A 16540-nucleotide genomic window follows, 5' to 3' on the forward strand; every position below is an offset into this window, starting at 1 on the left:
CGGACAGCTCCCTTGATGGAGAGTGGTCGATACGATAACGTAACGCCTCCAAGGCGCAACAGCCGCAGTACCAAGCCAGCAGACCTACTTACGCTGATTGAAACTGAAACTCAGAACGCACTTAGGTCGATTGGCAATGCAAAGCCAACCTTCACTCTGTCCATTATCACCATTGTCTTGAATCCCTTGATATCCGGGTTCTCATAGAAGAACTTTCGCGTAAACACCTCATAGTCCTCCATGCTTTGGGCTGTCACGATCAAGACAAAGTCCGACTCGCCGGTGATGTAATAGCCGTTCATCACCTCAGGTGTTTGGCGGATAGATTGCTTGAAGCGGTCCACTATGTCGGCGCGTTCCCGCTCCAAGGACACAAGCACCAGCATGGCGATTGGCCGGCCGATCATCTTCGGCTTCACAATCGAGACATCCGCTTCGATGACCCCTTGCTCTCTCAGGCGTCTTACACGTCTTTGCACGGCCGTCGGCGACAGCCCCACCAGTTCACCAAGCACCTCATAGTTGTGCCGATTGTTTGTCTGCAAAACACTCAGGAGGCGAGCGTCTAGCCTGTCGAGTTCCACCCCACACTCCTATGCAGTTTATCTTCGCTTGAGCGCCGCAAAAGCAGGATTTCTGCGTGCGGGGCCCTCAGTCCGTTAAAATCGATCGCTCGGATGCACATAAGCTCTCGCTCATTGGACACGCCAATCCGAGAGAAAATATGCTGAATAATGGGCTGTCGGCGTGGGATGCGCTGAAAATAAGGAGCAATCCGACGCTTTTCCGCACCCGGGCTTTTGTCGCGGGTAGATGGCATGGGTCGGGCGCCACCGCGGTCGTCGATCTCGCAGGCGACGGAAAATCGCCGATGTCGACGACTGCGACCTTACCTCGTTAGCGAGGCGATCGTGGGCAGCCGGGCAGGCGGTGTCTCTGTACGCAATAGACCCGCGGTGCGCCTCTTTTCGGCGATGTCCGAGTCACCGCGGCGACGGCGTGTACCGATCCCCTTTGGCTTTTGAAGCAATCGGGTCCCGGGAGGCATTCATCGAACTTGAATATGTGTGTTGGCGGTCGCGCCGCCTGAGGAAGTTGCAATGAAAACTGTTGTTGAAATAGGTGAAATGGATAGGCGATCTGTCCTGCATCCATTCACATATCTGAAGGACTACGCAGAAGGTGCGACCGCGCCGACCATTGTGGAAACCGGCAAGGGTGTTCGCATCAAGGATGCGAGCGGGCGCGAATATATCGATGGTTTTGCAGGTCTTTATTGCGTAAACGTCGGCTATGGCCGAACGGAGGTGGCCGAAGCCATCGCCCGTCAGGCGTATAAGCTGGCCTATTATCACTCCTACGCCGCCCATACCACGGAAGAACTCGCCCGGCTTTCCGATCGGCTTGTGAAAATGGCGCCCGGGCGCATGTCCAAGGTCTTCTTTGGTCTTTCCGGGTCGGACGCCAACGAGACGCAAGCTAAAATCGTTTGGTATTTCAACAATCTTCGGGGCAAGCCCGCGAAGAAGAAGATCATTGCGCGCGAACGTGGCTATCACGGCTGCTCCGTAGTGTCAGGCTCGATGACCGGGCTCAGCTTCTACCACGACCACATGGATCTGCCGGTGGCCGGCATACTGCGCACCGGCGTGCCCCATCATTATCGCGGCGCCGTACCGGACGAGACGGAAGAGGCGTTTTCTGAACGTCGCGCGAATGAGCTCGAAGCACTTATCTTGGCCGAAGGCCCGGAAACGGTGGCTGCATTCATCGCTGAACCGGTGCTCGGCACCGGAGGTATTATCCCGCCGCCCTCAGGCTACTGGCCAAGAATCCAGGCGGTGCTGAAGAAGTACGACGTCCTGTTGATTGCTGACGAGGTGATCTGCGGTTTTGGCCGCACGGGAGCAATGTTCGGCTCCGATCTGTACGGCATGGTGCCGGACCTCGTCACGGTCGCGAAGGGGTTGACATCGGCATATGTGCCGCTTTCGGCCTCGATTGTGTCCGAACAGGTTTACGAGGTCATGCAGGAGGCTACGCCTCAAGTGGGCGCCTTCTCGCACGGCTACACGTATTCCGGCCACCCCCTCGGCGCAGCAGCCGCAAACGCAGTGCTCGATATCGTAGAGCGCGACGACCTTCCCGGACAGGCGGCGAAGAAGGGGGCTTATCTCCTGGGCCGGCTCAAAGCCGAATTTGAACAGAACCCAATCGTCGGCGAAGTGCGCGGGGTGGGCATGATGGCGGCGGTCGAATTTGTCCCGGACCGCGGGGCGAAAGTGCCATTCAGTCCTTCGTTGAAGGTCGGCGCGCGTATTTCTCAGGCCGCGCGCAACCGAAACCTCATCGCTCGCGCCATGCCCCATGGCGACATCCTGGGCTTCGCACCACCGCTCACCATGAGCGAAGCGGAGATCGACGAGATGGTCTTCATCGCAAAGGCTGCAGTGGATGAAGTGCTGCGCGAACTTTACGCGCAGGGTGCGGTGAAAGGCTGAGGATACGGCATTGGTGATGACGGCAAACGTGCTGAAGGTCCGTGAACTCTGCAAATCCTTTGGGCCGACCAAGGTTTTGAACGGCGTCAGCTTTCGAATGACAGAGGGCGAGGTCATTTCGCTGGTTGGGTCGTCCGGTTCGGGCAAGAGCACGGCGCTCCGCTGCGTGAATTTCCTTGAGACGCCCACCTCCGGTGTAATCGAGGTTATGGGTGACGCCGTTTCGGCGGTCGTGAACCATCATGGCAAAACCGAGATCCACAGTGCTGACAACATAAATAACTTTCGCCGTCGCATCGGCATGGTGTTCCAGAACTTCAATTTGTGGCCGCACCAGACTGTGCTTGGCAATGTGACCCTGGCGCTGCTCCACGTCCTGGGAAAGGACAAGTGCGACGCGAAGGACATCGCGCTCTCGGCGCTTTCGAAGGTCGGCATGGCCGATTTCCGAGACCGATATCCCCATCAACTCTCCGGCGGCCAGCAACAGCGTGTTGCGATCGCCCGCGTGCTCGCGATGAGCCCGAAGATCATGCTTTTCGACGAGCCCACCTCCGCACTTGATCCGGAGCTGGTCGGGGAGGTTCTAAGGGTGATCAGAGGGCTTGCAGATGAGGGAGCCACCATCCTTCTCGTCACCCACGAGATGCGGTTCGCGAGAGACGTCTCGAACCGAATGATCTTCCTGCACAAAGGTGAAATTGAGCAGGACGGTACGCCGGAAGAATTGCTTCGCAATCCAGCGTCGGACGCTGTGGCGCGATTCCTTTCCAGCGTGATGCCACTGGCCGCCTGACGGCCGCCATCAAACGAAAAGAGGGGTAACTCCAATGTCGACGATTACGAAACTTCGCTCAGTTCTCGCATCTGGTCTCTTCCTGTTCTCAGCCGCGGCATCGCAAGCGGAAAAAGGGGTACTGCGGATCGGCACTGAAGGAGACGCGCCGCTGTTCAGCATGGCCGACGCTAACGGTAACGTTACCGGCTTCGATGCCGATATAGCGAACGGCATTTGCTCTGAACTCAAGTTGAAGTGCAAGTTCGTTGTCCAATCCTTCAGTACGCTCGTGCCTTCAATGGACAGCGACCGCTTTGACGTCATCATCTCCGGCCTGGGCATCACGGCGGAACGGCAAAAGAAAATCGAATACTCCATTCCGTATGCCACCACGCCCCTCTATTTCGTGGTGGCGAAGGACTCCCCCCTTGCCGGTCTCAAGAGCCTGGATGAGATCGTAAAGGCGCTCGACGGCAAGAGCCTCGGCGTGGTGACTGGAACCACATACGCCAGATTCATCCAAAAGCACGTCCCCAACGCAGATCTGAAAACCTACGACGCAACGACGCAGCAGACGGCTGACCTCGCTGCAGGCCGCCTTGATGCCGCCTTCGGCGACTCCCCGACCTGGGCGGATTTCCTCGCTACTCCGGACGGGACAGGGTTCGCCCGTGTCAACGTCAAGATCATGGCGATGGATGATCCAGCGTCGCTCGGTCACGGCATGGGCGTCGGCATGCGCAAGGGCAATGCCGAGCTCAAGGCAAAACTGGATGCGGCGCTCTGCAAGATGATCACAGAAGGCAAGGTGAAGAATGCCAGCCTTCATTGGTTCAAGGACGATTACGGTATTCCCTGCACGAAGTGAGGCTGAGATCGACACGTCGTCGCGGCCGAAGTCGCGACGACGTCATGGGAGATATGTCCGATGTCTTTTGACCTATGGGTTCTTCTGGTCGAGCAGGGGTGGGGATTTGCCCTTCTCCGCGGCGCCGCAGTGACACTGGCGGTCGGCCTGCTCGGGATGCTCGCCGGGGTTATCGTGGCGGTGCCGCTGGCCCTGTTGCGGTGGCGACGCCTTCCCATATTTTCGCAGGCGGTGGACGGCTACAGCATTCTTGTGCGCGGCGTTCCTGGGCTGCTCGTCATCTACCTCTTGTTCTTCGGCTCGATCGAGTGGGTTCAGAGGCTGGCAACCGCTTTCGGATACCAAAATAGCGCCGACAGCGCTTATCCCATCCTCATCGGCGTTGTTGCGATCGCGGCAATATCATGTGCCTATTCGATCGAAGTGTTGCGCGGCGCGCTTGACGCCGTGCCGTTGGGCTTGCTGGAAGCGGCAAAATCCCTTGCTCTGCCGCCTCACGTCACCTTCTTCCGCGTCACGCTGCCTATCGCTCTGCGACTCGCGCTCGGCGGCCTCAACAATGTTTGGCAGATGACCATCAAGGACACCTCGCTGGTGTCGGTCGTGGGTATGCAGGAATTGATGCGCTCCGCGGCGATCGCCGCCGGGATTACTCGCTCTCCGCTTTTGTTCTACTGCGCTGCTGCCGGGATGTTTTTTGCGCTGACGGCAATCAGCCAGACGCTCTTCAGTCATGCGGAGCGGGTCTTCAACCGTGGCTTCAGTCGGGGATAAGATGGAACTAGACCTTGTCACATACGCTGTTCCGTTCCTTGTGCTAGGCGCCAAGACGACTTTGCTGATCAGCATCTTCGGCGTCGCTGTGGGATTGCCGTTTGGCATTGCATTGGCTGTCATCCGCACATCCGAGAACCGGATAGTGAGCAGGAGCGCGGATATCTACTGCGCGATCTTCCGCGGCACGCCCATGCTGGTGCAGGTCTTCGTGATCTATTATGGACTAGGCCAGCTCGATGCCATTCGCAGTAACCCGGTGATCTGGTGGATTGTCGGCGACAGCCTGCACACGGCGATCCTGGCGGTCGTACTCAACACCGGTGCCTATACGGCGGAAATCTTTCGGACCGCACTCCTTTCCCTTCCGCGGGGTCTGATCGAGGCGTCGCAAGCCTGCGGCCTTTCGGTGTGGTCCACTTTTCGCCACGTCAAGTTTCCGCTGGCGGTTAGGCAAGCCTTGCCTGCCTATAGCAGCGAAGTTGCCATCATCGTCAAGGAATCGAGCCTTGCATCGACGATCACGGTCCTCGAGATCACCGGCTATGCCAAACGGTTGATGAGCGAAACCTTCGCCATCATGGACATCTTCATCATCACATCGGCGTTTTACCTGATGATGAACGTAATCAGCTTAACTTCGTTAAAGCTGATCGAAAGAAAACTGTCTTTCGGAAAATAAACTTCACAGTGGAAAGGTGATCTATGTCAAAACTAACCTTCGTCGACCAGAACAATCTCCCGACGCCGCGCAAGGGCGCCCCGCCTCCCGAGCGGCTGGTCGACGGACAGCCGCAGTTTCTTAGCTGGGACATCGCCGCGACCGCAGACGAAAAGATGCGGACGGGCGTATGGGAGGCAACTCCAGGCGCCTACCGTTCGATCAAGGGCGAGACCTTTGAATTCTGCGTCATCCTTTCCGGAGTGTCCGAACTCACCGAGGATGGAGGCGAGCCCCGCAGGATCAGTGCTGGTGACGCTTTTGTGATGCATCCCGGCTTCGTCGGCACATGGCGGGTTATCGAGACCACACGCAAACTTTGGGTCGCGCGCGACTGAGCGCGCCAACATCCGCTTGTCTCCGCAAATCGGTGAAGTGCGCGCGACCGCCATCATTGTGAAGGGCGGCGCGCGCAACGACCCCAGCCTGTTGCTAGAGCACGCTGCCGATTGACCTCCCACTGGCTGGGCCACCAACTTGGTGCAGTACGATGAACTGGGCCGCCGCGCCGCGTTGCTGCATGAGCACCTCCGATGAGGCGAGCCCGGTACGCGACCACCTGGCCGATCATGACCGGTTTCGAAGCAGGTGAAATATAACGCAATGATTAGCCAAGACCTGATCGAGCAGGCACGTGAGCGCATCGCCAGTCACGTTCTCCGCACGCCTCTAACGATATCGACTTCGCTTTCCGAACGCATCGGAGCGCAGGTCAGCTTGAAGCTCGAGCATCGCCAGTCGACCGGTAGCTTTAAGCTCCGGGGTGCAACAAATGCAGTTCTTCAACTCAGCCAATTGGAGCGCGATCGCGGCGTCATCGCAGCCTCAACCGGCAATCACGGAAGGGCACTTTCCTATGCTGCCCGGGCAGTCGCTTCTTGCGCGACCATTTGCATGTCGCGTCTGGTGCCGGAGAACAAGGTCTCGGAAATCCGACGGCTGGGCGCAACAGTACGCGTAGTGGGTTCTTCGCAGGACGACGCGCAAGCGGAAGTCGAGCGGCTGGTTGCAGAAGATGGGCTCAGCATGATCCCGCCTTTTGATCATCCCCACGTCATCGCCGGCCAGGGAACGATCGGGCTTGAAATCGTCGAGGAGATGCCCGAGGTCGCGACCGTTCTCGTTCCTCTTTCTGGAGGTGGGTTGGCCGCAGGCGTCGCGGCAGCCGTAAAGGCCATGCGACCCCAGGCCAAGGTAATCGGCGTCACTATGGATCGGGGGGCCGCCATGAAGGCTAGCATCGACGCCGGCCACCCGGTGCAAGTGAAGGAGTATCGCAGTCTGGCCGACTCGCTCGGCGGTGGAATCGGATTGGGCAACGCTTGGACTTTCCCGATGTGCAAAACCCTTCTCGACGACATCGTCCTCGTCAATGAACGCGAGATAGCTGCCGGTGTGCGGCACGCTTACGAGCAAGAGCGTGAGGTCGTCGAAGGCGCCGGCGCGGTTGGTATCGCGGCGCTGCTTTCCGGCAAGCTGGCTCATCTTAAAAGTCCGATAGCAGTCATACTGTCGGGTCAGAATATCGACATGACGTTGCATCGAAAAATCATCAACGACTCATATAGCAACTGAGGTGGGCTGATGCCTATTATTAGAATACTTACGGAGCCTGAGCTCAGACAGATCATTCCGCTCGACGTCGATGCGGTTCAGTGCACGGAAGGCGCGTTTCGCGCGCTTGCGGTCGACAATGCGGTGGAGATGCCGCCCATTCTGCGTCTGGATGTGCCTGAGAGCAGAGGCGAAGTCGATGTCAAAACCGCCTATATTCCAGGCTTGAGCGGCTTCGCGATCAAAATCAGCCCCGGTTTCTTTGACAATCCGAAGCTCGGCCTTCCGAGTACAAACGGAATGATGGTTTTGCTTTCAAGTAAAACCGGACTGATTCAGGCGCTTCTTCTTGACAATGGTTACCTGACAGACGTCAGGACAGCAGCCGCTGGTGCAGTTGCGGCAAAGCATCTGTCGCGAGACAGTGCTTCGATCGCAACCATCTTCGGCGCCGGTATTCAGGCGAGACTGCAACTCCAAGCGCTCACTCTGGTGAGACCAATCCAAGAAGTCCGCATTTGGGCGCGTGATCACTGCAAGGCAGAGGTGCTCGTCGAACAGTTGAAGCTCGAGCACAGCGTTTCGGTTAGAGCCTTCGCCGATCCGAGGGAGGCAGTATCGGGTTCTCATATTATCGTGACAACGACACCCGCAGACCGGCCGATCCTAGATGCCTCCTGGCTTGAACCGGGGCAGCACGTGACAGCCATGGGCTCCGACGCAGAACACAAAAACGAGATCGATCCCTACGCTATTGCGCGCGCAGACATTTATGTGGCGGACAGCCTGAGACAGACGCGGAGGCTGGGGGAACTTCATCATGCCATAGAGGCTGGGCTGGTTGCGAGCGAAACGGATTTTCCGGAACTGGGGCAAATCATTGCCGGCGGCAAGGTCGGACGTACTCGCGACGCAGACATCACAATAGCAGATCTTACCGGTACAGGTATTCAGGACACCGCAATTGCCACGTTGGCCTTTCAGCGCGCTGAGGAACTCAGTGCCGGCAAAATGTTCGAGTGCTGAGGCGGTCGTGTCTTTGCCCAACGCTTCATGTTCGTGCACCGACCGACTGCGCCCCAACAGCTCAAAAGTCCGCAGCCACGTTCATGAGCGTCGCAAATTATTACCGCAACCAATTTGATCTATATTGACACCAATTCCAAAACCAATCTTATATTGATCGCGTGTCGAACCTGATTGGTAGCGAGGTGCTGAACGTGAAGCCAACTCCCGCGCAAAAAACAACTCCGATTGTCTCTCCCGCCTCGGCTGCCGTAGTTCGAGATGCTCCTACGCAACTGTTCATCGGCGGTCTATGGGTTTCTGCAAAAGAAGACCGCACCTTTGAAGTGGTAGATCCGTCGACCGGAGATGTGATCGCCACCGTTTCCGATGGCGATATCGCCGATGGAATATCCGCAGTCGACGCAGCGGAAAAGGCCGCAGCGGCTTGGAAGGCGACCTCGCCGCGGCGTCGCTCGGACGTTTTGATGAAGTGTTTTCACCTTGTGCTCGAACAGGCCGAATGGTTGGCACAACTGATCACCGTGGAAAACGGCAAGGCACTCGCGGACGCCAGGTCGGAGGTCTCCTATGCCGCCGAATTTTTCCGCTGGTACGCGGAAGAAGCTGTACGGGCGCCGGGCGAATTCGGACCTGCCCCCTCCGGCGCCAATCAGATCATCGTCAACCACGAGCCGATTGGTATCGCCGTGTTGGTGACGCCCTGGAACTTCCCCGCGGCAATGGCGACCCGGAAGATCGCGCCGGCACTGGCCGCGGGCTGCACATGCATCCTGAAGCCCGCAGCGGAGACGCCGCTGACGGCACTGGCGATCGGCGAAATCATGCGGCAGGCAGGCGTTCCTGCCGGAGCGGTCAACATCGTGACAACGAGGAAAGCGGGCCCCGTGGTCAGCGCCATGCTGCATGACAAGCGGGTACGGAAGCTATCGTTCACCGGCTCGACAGGCGTCGGCCGGACACTGCTGCGCGAGGCTGCGGACCAGGTTGTCAGTTGTTCGATGGAACTCGGCGGCAATGCGCCCTTCGTTGTATTCGACGATGCCGACCTCGAGACGGCCGTCGCCGGAGCAATGGTTGCCAAGATGCGCAACGGCGGCGAGGCATGCACTGCTGCGAACCGCTTCTATGTCCAGAAGGGGATTTTGGCGGACTTCACGCGCCGGTTCGCGGAAGAGATGGCCGCGCTTAAGGTCGGACCAGGACTGGCCGCGGACACGCAGCTTGGGCCACTGATCACCGAGGCCGCGGTCGCCAAGGTAGAACGCCTGGTGGACGACGCCGTTGCCAAGGGAGCCCGACTGGTTACCGGCGGTAGCCGGTCGAACGGCGACGGCTTCTACTATCCGCCTACTGTACTGGCAGACGTTTCTCCCGATGCCGAGATCCTTCGCGAAGAAATCTTCGGGCCTGTTGCGCCAGTCATTGCATTTGAGACTGAGGACGAGGTCATCCAGATGGCGAACGACACCGAATACGGGCTGGTGTCCTATGTGTTCAGCAGCGACCTTAAACGCGCGCTTGCGGTCTCCGGACGGCTGGAAAGCGGCATGGTCGGAATCAACCGAGGCGTCGTCTCCGACGCTGCGGCCCCATTCGGCGGCATGAAGCAGAGCGGCCTCGGCCGCGAGGGAAGCCACCACGGCATGCTCGAATATCTCGAAACAAAATACATCGCCGCAAGCTGGTAGGCACCCTGCGATCCTGACCGCTTCCTTCTACCGTTATTGACAATCTCGTACCGCGGGGCCGACGCGCATCCATCTTGTCTAACGACGACGCGGATTTGCTTTCACTCAGGTAAAAATGGAGAACCAGATGTCACTACTCAAATTGATCGACCCGAATCCTTCGTTCGAACCGAAGCACGCGACCCCCGCGCCGGATCGGCTTATCGCGGGCGCACCCGCCTTCAAAACTTGGGCGCAGGACAGCGACAAAGAGGGCAAGGTGAATACCGGCGTCTGGGAGGCCACTCCCGGCGAGACGCACTCCATCAAGGGCGAAACCTTTGAATTCTGCCATATCCTGCAGGGAGTGGTCGAGCTGACAGAGAAGGGCAAGGAGCCGGTCATTTATCGCGCAGGCGACAGCTTCGTGATGAAGCCTGGCTATGTCGGGGTCTGGAAGACGATCGAGACGGTGCGGAAAATCTACGTCACCGTCACTTAATCGTTGCACCAAAGAGACCGTTCCGACGCACATTGCTTTCGATTTTTACGGCGGCGACGGGGCGACCTGGCAGAGGAGGTCTGTCGGGTCGGCAATGTCCAAAATGCTTGGGCGGATTGTTCGCCCAAGCGTCTCTCAAACCCAGCTCGTGTTTCCAGCAGTATCCCTAGGAGATATTCAGTCAGCCGAGAGCCTGGCTGGCCAGGACGAAAGTTCGAACCTCCGGCGTTTTCGACTCGCCTGTAGCACCTCGAGCCATCGCAACGACTCCGCCCTCGTGAGGCAGCCCCCAGCGGGCGAGCAGCGACGAAAGGCGGCTCTGTTCAGGGATGTCGATGCGCACGAAACGACCTTCCTTCCCGGAGAGGATAAAGGCAATCAGATCCCTCGCCTGTTCGGCGTTTTCTGCCACGACTGGCCCGACGACTTCGCCCATTCCGAAAGATCGCGTGGCCGCGAAGGCGACGATATTGTCACCCTTCCGGACAACGGCAAACGGCCCCTCCTTCGCCAGCGCATCGTGGAGCGCGCCGCGATCGGCGCCGAAAGCCGCACGGTCGAGCGCTTTGATTGCCGGCATGGCGTCGCCGGGCCCGAACCACCCGACATTTTCAGGTGTATCGACCTGACCAACGACACCCTGATGGCGGACGACTTGATGAGTCGCAACGAAGCCCAGCTTTTCATAAAGAGGCAAGCCGTCACTCGTTGCCGTCAAACGGCATTCCCGATCCCCGGCGAGTTCGATCACGGCGCTGGTCAATTTTCTTCCAAGTCCCCGGCCGCGCTGGCTTTCGTCGACAATAATCATGTTGATGGCTGAGCAGGTATTGCCGAAGGGAGTCATGAGAGCCGTGCCCACAACCCGGTCGCCCGCGAGGGCAACGCGTCCCTCGCTTAGCGACCATATCATTTCCCAGTCTTCCCTCCTGTGCGCCCAGCCTGCTGCCCGCGACAGCGCTACGGCACCATCCAGATGGTGAGCCTCGAAAGGCGCGAGAGTAACCGTTTCCGTTTGCATGGGTTGATCCATTTCGTTGGTCTCTAAGCTCACCTTGGAACAGCAGCGGCGGGTTGTCGCGATGCCGGGTGAAGCATTGAAGTTTCAGGCTGTAGCGCGACAGCAGCGATGCATGAGGCCTTGAAGCGGTTTTCGCTGCGAGGGCGAGCCGGATTTGCAAGACGGAATGGGCGGATAAACCGCCCATTCAATTCGTGATTGCCGGATCGCTCCGTTCCTGCCCTGAAATTAGGAACAATGCACGTCGAGCAAGCATCCCCTCGCTCAAAGGATCAGATGACTGTGACGAAGATTTTCCGCACCGTCTCAATTGTCTTCCAGACCCCGACATAGCCGGGCTTCATCACGAAGCTGTCGCCCGCGCGATAGATGACCGGCTCCTTACCCTTCTCAGTCAACTCGATCACACCATGGACGAGGTGGCAAAATTCAAACGTTTCGCCCTTGATGGAGTGCGTCTCACCGGGCGTCGCCTCGAAAACGCCGGTATTGACACTGCCCTCCTTGGCGGTGTCCTGCAACCAGGTCTTGAAAGCGGGGCTGCCGGCGATCAGGCGATCCGGCTCGGCAGTCCTATGCTTCGGTTCAAACGATGGATTCGGGTCGATGGTTTTCAGTAGTGACATCTAGTTCTCCGTTTTTTACCTGAGTGAAAGTGATATCCGCGTCGTCGTTAGAAGCGGATGCATGACGGCTATCGCATCGACTTCGACGAGATAGCCATAGGGAAAACTCTGCCTGGAAGCTCTCGTGCCGCCGACTGTCACTTGCTTACCGTCACCGTCGGTGTCTCACCGGCCAGTACTTTCATGAAGATCTCGGCGTCCACATTTGCGCCGCTGAGGATTAGCCCGACCTTCTTGCAGCGCATGGCAGAGGCTTCCTTGAGGAGCGCCGCAAGCGGTGCGGCGCCGGCACCCTCGGCGACATTGTGGGTGGCGCGGTAGATGAGGCGCATCGCTTCGGCGATCTCCTCGTCGCTGACGGCGACGATTCGCGAGGCGCCCTTCGAGTAGATTGCGAAAGCGTCTTCGACGGGTATGCGCACGGCCATGCCGTCGGCGAAAGTCAGCGCCGTTTCGGTTTCTATCAACCGTCCGGCCTCGAAGGAAAGCTTCGCGGCCGGCGCGTGCGCCGAAACGACGCCGATCACTTCCGTCTTCAGGCCCAGGGCCTCGCGCGCGGCGATGACGCCGCAAATCCCCGAACCGCAGCCGATGGGCACATAGACGGCATTGAGATCAGGCACCGCGCTAAAGAGTTCCAACCCGTAGGTCGCGACACCCCGGACGATCTCCTCATGAAAGGGCGGCACCAGGAAGAGACCGGTTTCGGCGGCAAGGCGCCGGGCTTCGGCACGGGCCTCGTCGAAGTCGCGGCCGTACTCGATGACCTCGCCGCCAAAGCCCCGCATGACTGCGTTCTTCTCGACGGAATTGCCGTGCGGGACCACGATTTTGGCGGCAAGACCGGCTGCCCGGGCGGCACGGGCCTGGCTCTGGCCATGATTGCCGCGCGTCGCCGTGACGATCCCTCTGGTCGGACTCCCGCTGCGGCGGAGCCAATCCATGAAGGTGATTCCGCCGCGGACCTTGAAAGCGCCGGCCGGCGTATGGTTCTCGTGCTTGATCCAGACCACGGCCCCTGCCTTTTCCGAAATCTGCGGCCATGCATATTGCGGAGTGGGTGACATATACCGATAGACGAGTGCGGCGGCTTCCTCGAGGTCCTTGCTTGCGAACAGATGCATGCCTTGCTTCCTTGTTTCTTCGACGCGTAACCAGCGTCGTTTATCAGCCAATATCGGTGGTGAGGTCACTGCCACCTACGGCATCTCCGCCATAATCCGCCCGGTCCTCTACTCTCGCCTGGGTATTGCATCAGCTTCCCAGGTTCGGGCCCGTCAGGCGGGATGGGCGCCTTCCATTGGGGCGCACGAGACTCCACCTCCGATTCGGGGCTTCTTCAAGCAAGTATGGGACAGGCCCTGCCTTGGCAGTCTTTCCGCGGTCCCGACTGCCCATTCGGGTCTGCATGCCCGCGTCGCCGGGACAGGTGACACATCGGGGCTCCTCGCCCAGGCGAAATCTGTTGCGCCGACCTCACACGAGCTTCATCTACACCATCAAATTCCGCCCACCTTGATTCTGGAGCCGTCAAAGAAGCGCGACAGCCGGAAGGGCGTGGGGTCGACACAGGGTGTATCATTGGCAACCAGGTCGGCTGCCAGGCGGCCGATGCCCGGCCCGAGCCCGAAGCCGTGGCCGGAACCGCCCGCGGCCAGGTAAAGACCTTTCAACCCATCGGCCTGCGAGATGACCGGTACCGCGTCCGGCGTACAATCCACATAGCCTCCCCAACTGTCGGCGACTTCGATGCCCGTCAGTGCAGGGAACTGGTTTGTGACACCTTTCAGAATAGCCGCGATCGTGCGGCGGCTCGGCGCCGGGTCAAGAACGCGCATCCGCTCGAACGGCGACGTCGTGTCGCTATTCCAGCTAGCGAATGCCTCCGGACCACGAAAGAAGGACCCGTTGATGCCTATTTGCACCGCTTTCAGACGCTTCATGAACATCGGCATGAACGAGCGGGCGTAGCGAAGGCCTTGTGGAGTGATATCCAATGTAGCCCTGCCGCTGATCGCAAGCGTGTAGCTGCCATCCAACCGGCGGGTCAACGCGCACTCCGGCGTATAGATCGCCTCACCCAGGTCCGTTGTGGGTCGGGTACGCAGCGCCGTCTGGCGCACGCTCGCCTGCGGGAACAGGACGCCGTACTGGTGACAAAACATCGACGTCCAGGCACCACCGGCGCAAAGAACGGCTTGCGTCCGGATGGTCCCCTTTTCCGTGATAACCCCCGCCACCGCTCCATCGACCATCTCGAGGCCTCGGGCAGCGCATTCCTGGTGGATCGTCGCCCCAAATTTGCGAGCGCCGTTCGCGATAGTCGGCGCGGCGATCGCGGGCTCGGCCTTGCCGTCATTGATGGAATGGACCCCGCCAAGCCATTGGCGGCCTTTCGCCGGAATTGCGGCAGCCGCTTCCCTGGCGCTCAGCATCTTCGTATTGACGTTGAACGGGCGGGCCGTCTCACGCCATGCTTCCCATTCCGCCAGCTGCTTCGGATTGTCCGTGGCGTAAAGCAGACCGCATCGGCGGAAGCCGACGTCGTCACCGATCTTCGCCGCGAACTCATCCCAAGCTTGCAACGCGATGCCTGAGAGCGGCAACTCGCGCGCATCCCGCATCTGCCGCCGGCACCAACCAAAGTTGCGGCTCGACTGCTCGCAGCCGACATGGCCTTTTTCGACCAGAGCGACGGACAGTCCCCGCTCTGCGAGAAAGAAAGCTGCCGTTGCACCGACGATGCCGCCGCCGATGACGACGACATCCGCCTGGGCGGGAAGCTCTTGATCGTTCTGTATGCGTTTGACGATTGGAGACATGGGGGCTGACCTGAACTTTGGCGGCCGATCTAAACGGCACTGTTTCCTGCCCCTCCGGCAGGAGCATCTGGGGCAATGACGGCTATCGCATCGACTTCGACGAGATAACCATAGTGCAGTTCCGGCACCGGAACGACGGTGCGAGCCGGGCGGGAATCCCCTAGTCGCGCCGCATAAACCTGGTTGAAGCGGGGCCAATTGGCCACGCCGACAATGTAGGCGGTCACCCTGACGAGATCGGCCGGGGTTCCGCCTGCGGCTTCCAGGATCGCCAGCAGGTTGTCGAGGGCCTGCACCGCCTGGGTCTCGAAGCTGTCGTCCGGCAGGGCTTCTCCACCCGGTCGGATCGGCAGCTGGCCCGAAATGTAGAGGTGCTGACCGACGAGCTTCGCTTGTGAGTAATGGCCCGCCGGGCTTGGCGCTCGATCGGTATTCACTGTCATGGATTTGGGCATCACCAGCCTCCAAAGCGGGTCCAACGGGCCTCGACAGCGTGCGAGCGGCCGCGGACCACGTGATAGGTTTCGTGCTGCGCAGCGGTCGCACAGGCGTGATTCGGCAGGATCCGGACCCGGTCTCCGACCGCCAGATCCGGGAGTCGTGCATTCGATCCGGGGCGCACCGCTATGATTCCATGTTCCTGGTTCGCGTCGGCAACGATGATGTCATGATAGGGCGTGCCATCCATGTCACAGACCAGGCCATAGCCCTGGTCGACGGCCTGCTTGCCAGTGCCGCGGTCCCGCGACAGCGACATCCATCCGCCATCGGTTATGATCCAGCCTTTCTCGCGCTGGTGTCCGATGACGGTTGCGAGCACGCTGAGCGCGATATCGTCGATTTGGCAAACACCAAGCCCAGCCATCACCAGGTCGAAGAAGACGAACACGCCCGCGCGGACTTCCGTCACTCCAGCGAGATCCGTCGCGTGATGGGCCGTCGGGGTCGAGCCGACGCTGACGACCGGGCACGGCAGCCCCGCGTTCCGCAAAATGCGCGCGGCCTCCACGACGGCCAATCGTTCCGTTTCCGCGTAGAGCCGCAGCGCCTCGACACCTCCGCCCTTATAGCTGTCGCCGGCATGGGTGAGCACGCCACGCAGCTCGGCACCTGCGGTCAACGCCTGCCCGATTTCCACCAGCTGCGCGTGATCAGTGGGTCGCACACCCGAGCGGTGGCCGTCGCAATCGATCTCGATCATGGCCGGGATGCGCGTCCCGGTCCGCCGAGACGCCTCGGCCACGGCTTGTGCCTGCTGAACAGTATCCAGAGTGACTACGAGATCGACGCCGTTCGCCCGCAGCTCCGCGACACGCTCGAGCTTCGCTGGGGCGATGCCGACCGCATAGACCATGTCCCGGATGCCTGCCGCCGCGAACTGTTCAGCCTCCTTCAGGGTAGAGACGGTCGCCGGGCCCGCCGGCGAGCTCATTACCCGCCGCGCCACTTCGGTCGACTTCGCTGTTTTCAGATGCGGCCGGAGTGACACGTCCAAGGTGTCAAGGCGGCTCCTGAGCCGCCCGACGTTCCGATCCATCCGGTCTGCATCCAGGACCAAACAGGGTGTTTCCAAGTCCTCAAGGCGGGTCGAGGCGGCCAGCCGGGGGGTGGGGTCGGTCGTCGCTAGAGCCATGAATCTGATCTCCAATTTGGATTTCACCTTGCAATCAAACCATG

Annotated in this window: 18 protein-coding genes; 11 read left to right on the forward strand and 7 right to left on the reverse strand. The window is 59.8% G+C overall.

Features of this window, described 5'->3' with window-relative positions:
- Positions 1–110: 110 nt before the first annotated feature.
- Entirely contained in the window at positions 111–584 is a 474-nt protein-coding gene (locus RHIBR816_RS0122150; RefSeq protein WP_018238794.1) for an Lrp/AsnC family transcriptional regulator, read from the reverse strand.
- A 516-nt stretch (positions 585–1100) separates the two neighbouring features.
- Here RHIBR816_RS0122150 and RHIBR816_RS0122155 point away from each other — a divergent pair.
- The 10 genes from RHIBR816_RS0122155 to RHIBR816_RS0122200 all read left to right on the forward strand — a co-directional run bounded on the left by RHIBR816_RS0122155 (position 1101) and on the right by RHIBR816_RS0122200 (position 10394).
- Positions 1101–2501: an aspartate aminotransferase family protein gene (locus RHIBR816_RS0122155; RefSeq protein ID WP_026187299.1), complete on the forward strand. Its 1401-nt coding sequence runs from the start codon at positions 1101–1103 to the stop codon at positions 2499–2501.
- 16 nt (positions 2502–2517) lie between these two features.
- On the forward strand, positions 2518–3297 hold the full coding sequence (locus tag RHIBR816_RS0122160; protein ID WP_018238796.1) for an amino acid ABC transporter ATP-binding protein: 780 nt from the start codon (positions 2518–2520) through the stop codon (positions 3295–3297).
- A gap of 34 nt (positions 3298–3331) precedes the next feature.
- Entirely contained in the window at positions 3332–4147 is an 816-nt protein-coding gene (locus tag RHIBR816_RS0122165) for a transporter substrate-binding domain-containing protein (protein ID WP_018238797.1), read from the forward strand.
- Between the two features lie 60 nt (positions 4148–4207).
- Positions 4208–4921, forward strand: a complete 714-nt coding sequence (locus RHIBR816_RS0122170; protein ID WP_018238798.1) for an ABC transporter permease subunit — start codon at positions 4208–4210, stop codon at positions 4919–4921.
- A gap of 1 nt (position 4922) precedes the next feature.
- A complete protein-coding gene (locus tag RHIBR816_RS0122175) occupies positions 4923–5603 on the forward strand; it encodes an ABC transporter permease (protein WP_026187300.1) in 681 nt (226 codons plus the stop codon).
- A 23-nt stretch (positions 5604–5626) separates the two neighbouring features.
- Positions 5627–5980 carry a cupin domain-containing protein gene (locus RHIBR816_RS0122180; RefSeq protein WP_018238800.1) on the forward strand — a complete coding sequence of 118 codons (354 nt, stop codon included), beginning with the start codon at positions 5627–5629 and terminating at the stop codon, positions 5978–5980.
- A gap of 265 nt (positions 5981–6245) precedes the next feature.
- Positions 6246–7217: a hydroxyectoine utilization dehydratase EutB gene (gene eutB, locus RHIBR816_RS0122185; protein WP_018238801.1), complete on the forward strand. Its 972-nt coding sequence runs from the start codon at positions 6246–6248 to the stop codon at positions 7215–7217.
- 9 nt (positions 7218–7226) lie between these two features.
- Positions 7227–8222: an ectoine utilization protein EutC gene (gene eutC / locus RHIBR816_RS0122190; RefSeq protein WP_018238802.1), complete on the forward strand. Its 996-nt coding sequence runs from the start codon at positions 7227–7229 to the stop codon at positions 8220–8222.
- 194 nt (positions 8223–8416) lie between these two features.
- Entirely contained in the window at positions 8417–9913 is a 1497-nt protein-coding gene (locus tag RHIBR816_RS0122195; RefSeq protein WP_026187301.1) for an NAD-dependent succinate-semialdehyde dehydrogenase, read from the forward strand.
- Between the two features lie 127 nt (positions 9914–10040).
- On the forward strand, positions 10041–10394 hold the full coding sequence (locus RHIBR816_RS0122200) for a cupin domain-containing protein (RefSeq protein ID WP_018238804.1): 354 nt from the start codon (positions 10041–10043) through the stop codon (positions 10392–10394).
- A gap of 181 nt (positions 10395–10575) precedes the next feature.
- Here the strand turns inward: RHIBR816_RS0122200 and RHIBR816_RS0122205 are convergent, their stop codons facing one another.
- From RHIBR816_RS0122205 to RHIBR816_RS0122220, 4 genes are all read right to left on the reverse strand, one after another.
- On the reverse strand, positions 10576–11415 hold the full coding sequence (locus RHIBR816_RS0122205) for a GNAT family N-acetyltransferase (RefSeq protein WP_026187302.1): 840 nt from the start codon (positions 11413–11415) through the stop codon (positions 10576–10578).
- A 272-nt stretch (positions 11416–11687) separates the two neighbouring features.
- Positions 11688–12041, reverse strand: a complete 354-nt coding sequence (locus tag RHIBR816_RS0122210) for a cupin domain-containing protein (protein ID WP_018238806.1) — start codon at positions 12039–12041, stop codon at positions 11688–11690.
- Positions 12042–12178: 137 nt separating this feature from the next.
- Entirely contained in the window at positions 12179–13165 is a 987-nt protein-coding gene (locus RHIBR816_RS0122215) for a threonine dehydratase (protein ID WP_018238807.1), read from the reverse strand.
- Positions 13166–13540: 375 nt separating this feature from the next.
- Positions 13541–14785, reverse strand: coding sequence for an FAD-binding oxidoreductase (locus RHIBR816_RS0122220; protein WP_245262736.1), 1245 nt, complete (start codon positions 14783–14785; stop codon positions 13541–13543).
- On the opposite strand from RHIBR816_RS0122220, the gene RHIBR816_RS38520 reads away from it, so the two are divergent.
- Positions 14714–14872 (forward strand): hypothetical protein, encoded by a 159-nt coding sequence (locus RHIBR816_RS38520; RefSeq protein ID WP_234820172.1) that lies wholly within the window; start codon positions 14714–14716, stop codon positions 14870–14872. The two genes, RHIBR816_RS0122220 and RHIBR816_RS38520, sit on opposite strands and share 72 nt — an antisense overlap.
- A 20-nt stretch (positions 14873–14892) precedes the next feature.
- Here the strand turns inward: RHIBR816_RS38520 and RHIBR816_RS0122225 are convergent, their stop codons facing one another.
- The gene (locus RHIBR816_RS0122225; protein ID WP_018238809.1) at positions 14893–15318 is read right to left on the reverse strand and encodes a RidA family protein; all 426 of its coding nucleotides are present in this window, start codon (positions 15316–15318) and stop codon (positions 14893–14895) included.
- Positions 15318–16496 carry a DSD1 family PLP-dependent enzyme gene (locus RHIBR816_RS0122230; protein WP_026187303.1) on the reverse strand — a complete coding sequence of 393 codons (1179 nt, stop codon included), beginning with the start codon at positions 16494–16496 and terminating at the stop codon, positions 15318–15320. Before RHIBR816_RS0122230 ends, RHIBR816_RS0122225 begins: the two co-directional genes overlap by 1 nt.
- Between the last annotated feature and the right edge of the window lie 44 nt (positions 16497–16540).

Origin of the sequence: Ensifer sp. BR816 (genome assembly GCF_000378985.1) — a bacterium.
In the GTDB taxonomy this organism is placed as follows: domain Bacteria; phylum Pseudomonadota; class Alphaproteobacteria; order Rhizobiales; family Rhizobiaceae; genus Sinorhizobium.

Bases quoted from the DNA above. Each gene is read 5' to 3' on its own strand.
- eutC (WP_018238802.1), top strand. From the start codon at position 7,227: ATGCCTATTATTAGAATACTTACGGAGCCTGAGCTCAGACAGATCATT.
- RHIBR816_RS0122180 (WP_018238800.1), top strand. From the start codon at position 5,627: ATGTCAAAACTAACCTTCGTCGACCAGAACAATCTCCCGACGCCGCGC.
- RHIBR816_RS0122165 (WP_018238797.1), top strand. From the start codon at position 3,332: ATGTCGACGATTACGAAACTTCGCTCAGTTCTCGCATCTGGTCTCTTC.
- RHIBR816_RS0122205 (WP_026187302.1), bottom strand. From the start codon at position 11,415: ATGCAAACGGAAACGGTTACTCTCGCGCCTTTCGAGGCTCACCATCTG.
- RHIBR816_RS0122225 (WP_018238809.1), bottom strand. From the start codon at position 15,318: ATGCCCAAATCCATGACAGTGAATACCGATCGAGCGCCAAGCCCGGCG.
- RHIBR816_RS0122175 (WP_026187300.1), top strand. From the start codon at position 4,923: ATGGAACTAGACCTTGTCACATACGCTGTTCCGTTCCTTGTGCTAGGC.
- RHIBR816_RS0122200 (WP_018238804.1), top strand. From the start codon at position 10,041: ATGTCACTACTCAAATTGATCGACCCGAATCCTTCGTTCGAACCGAAG.
- RHIBR816_RS38520 (WP_234820172.1), top strand. From the start codon at position 14,714: ATGGCCTTTTTCGACCAGAGCGACGGACAGTCCCCGCTCTGCGAGAAA.
- RHIBR816_RS0122160 (WP_018238796.1), top strand. From the start codon at position 2,518: ATGACGGCAAACGTGCTGAAGGTCCGTGAACTCTGCAAATCCTTTGGG.
- RHIBR816_RS0122170 (WP_018238798.1), top strand. From the start codon at position 4,208: ATGTCTTTTGACCTATGGGTTCTTCTGGTCGAGCAGGGGTGGGGATTT.
- RHIBR816_RS0122155 (WP_026187299.1), top strand. From the start codon at position 1,101: ATGAAAACTGTTGTTGAAATAGGTGAAATGGATAGGCGATCTGTCCTG.
- eutB (WP_018238801.1), top strand. From the start codon at position 6,246: ATGATTAGCCAAGACCTGATCGAGCAGGCACGTGAGCGCATCGCCAGT.
- RHIBR816_RS0122230 (WP_026187303.1), bottom strand. From the start codon at position 16,496: ATGGCTCTAGCGACGACCGACCCCACCCCCCGGCTGGCCGCCTCGACC.
- RHIBR816_RS0122210 (WP_018238806.1), bottom strand. From the start codon at position 12,041: ATGTCACTACTGAAAACCATCGACCCGAATCCATCGTTTGAACCGAAG.
- RHIBR816_RS0122215 (WP_018238807.1), bottom strand. From the start codon at position 13,165: ATGCATCTGTTCGCAAGCAAGGACCTCGAGGAAGCCGCCGCACTCGTC.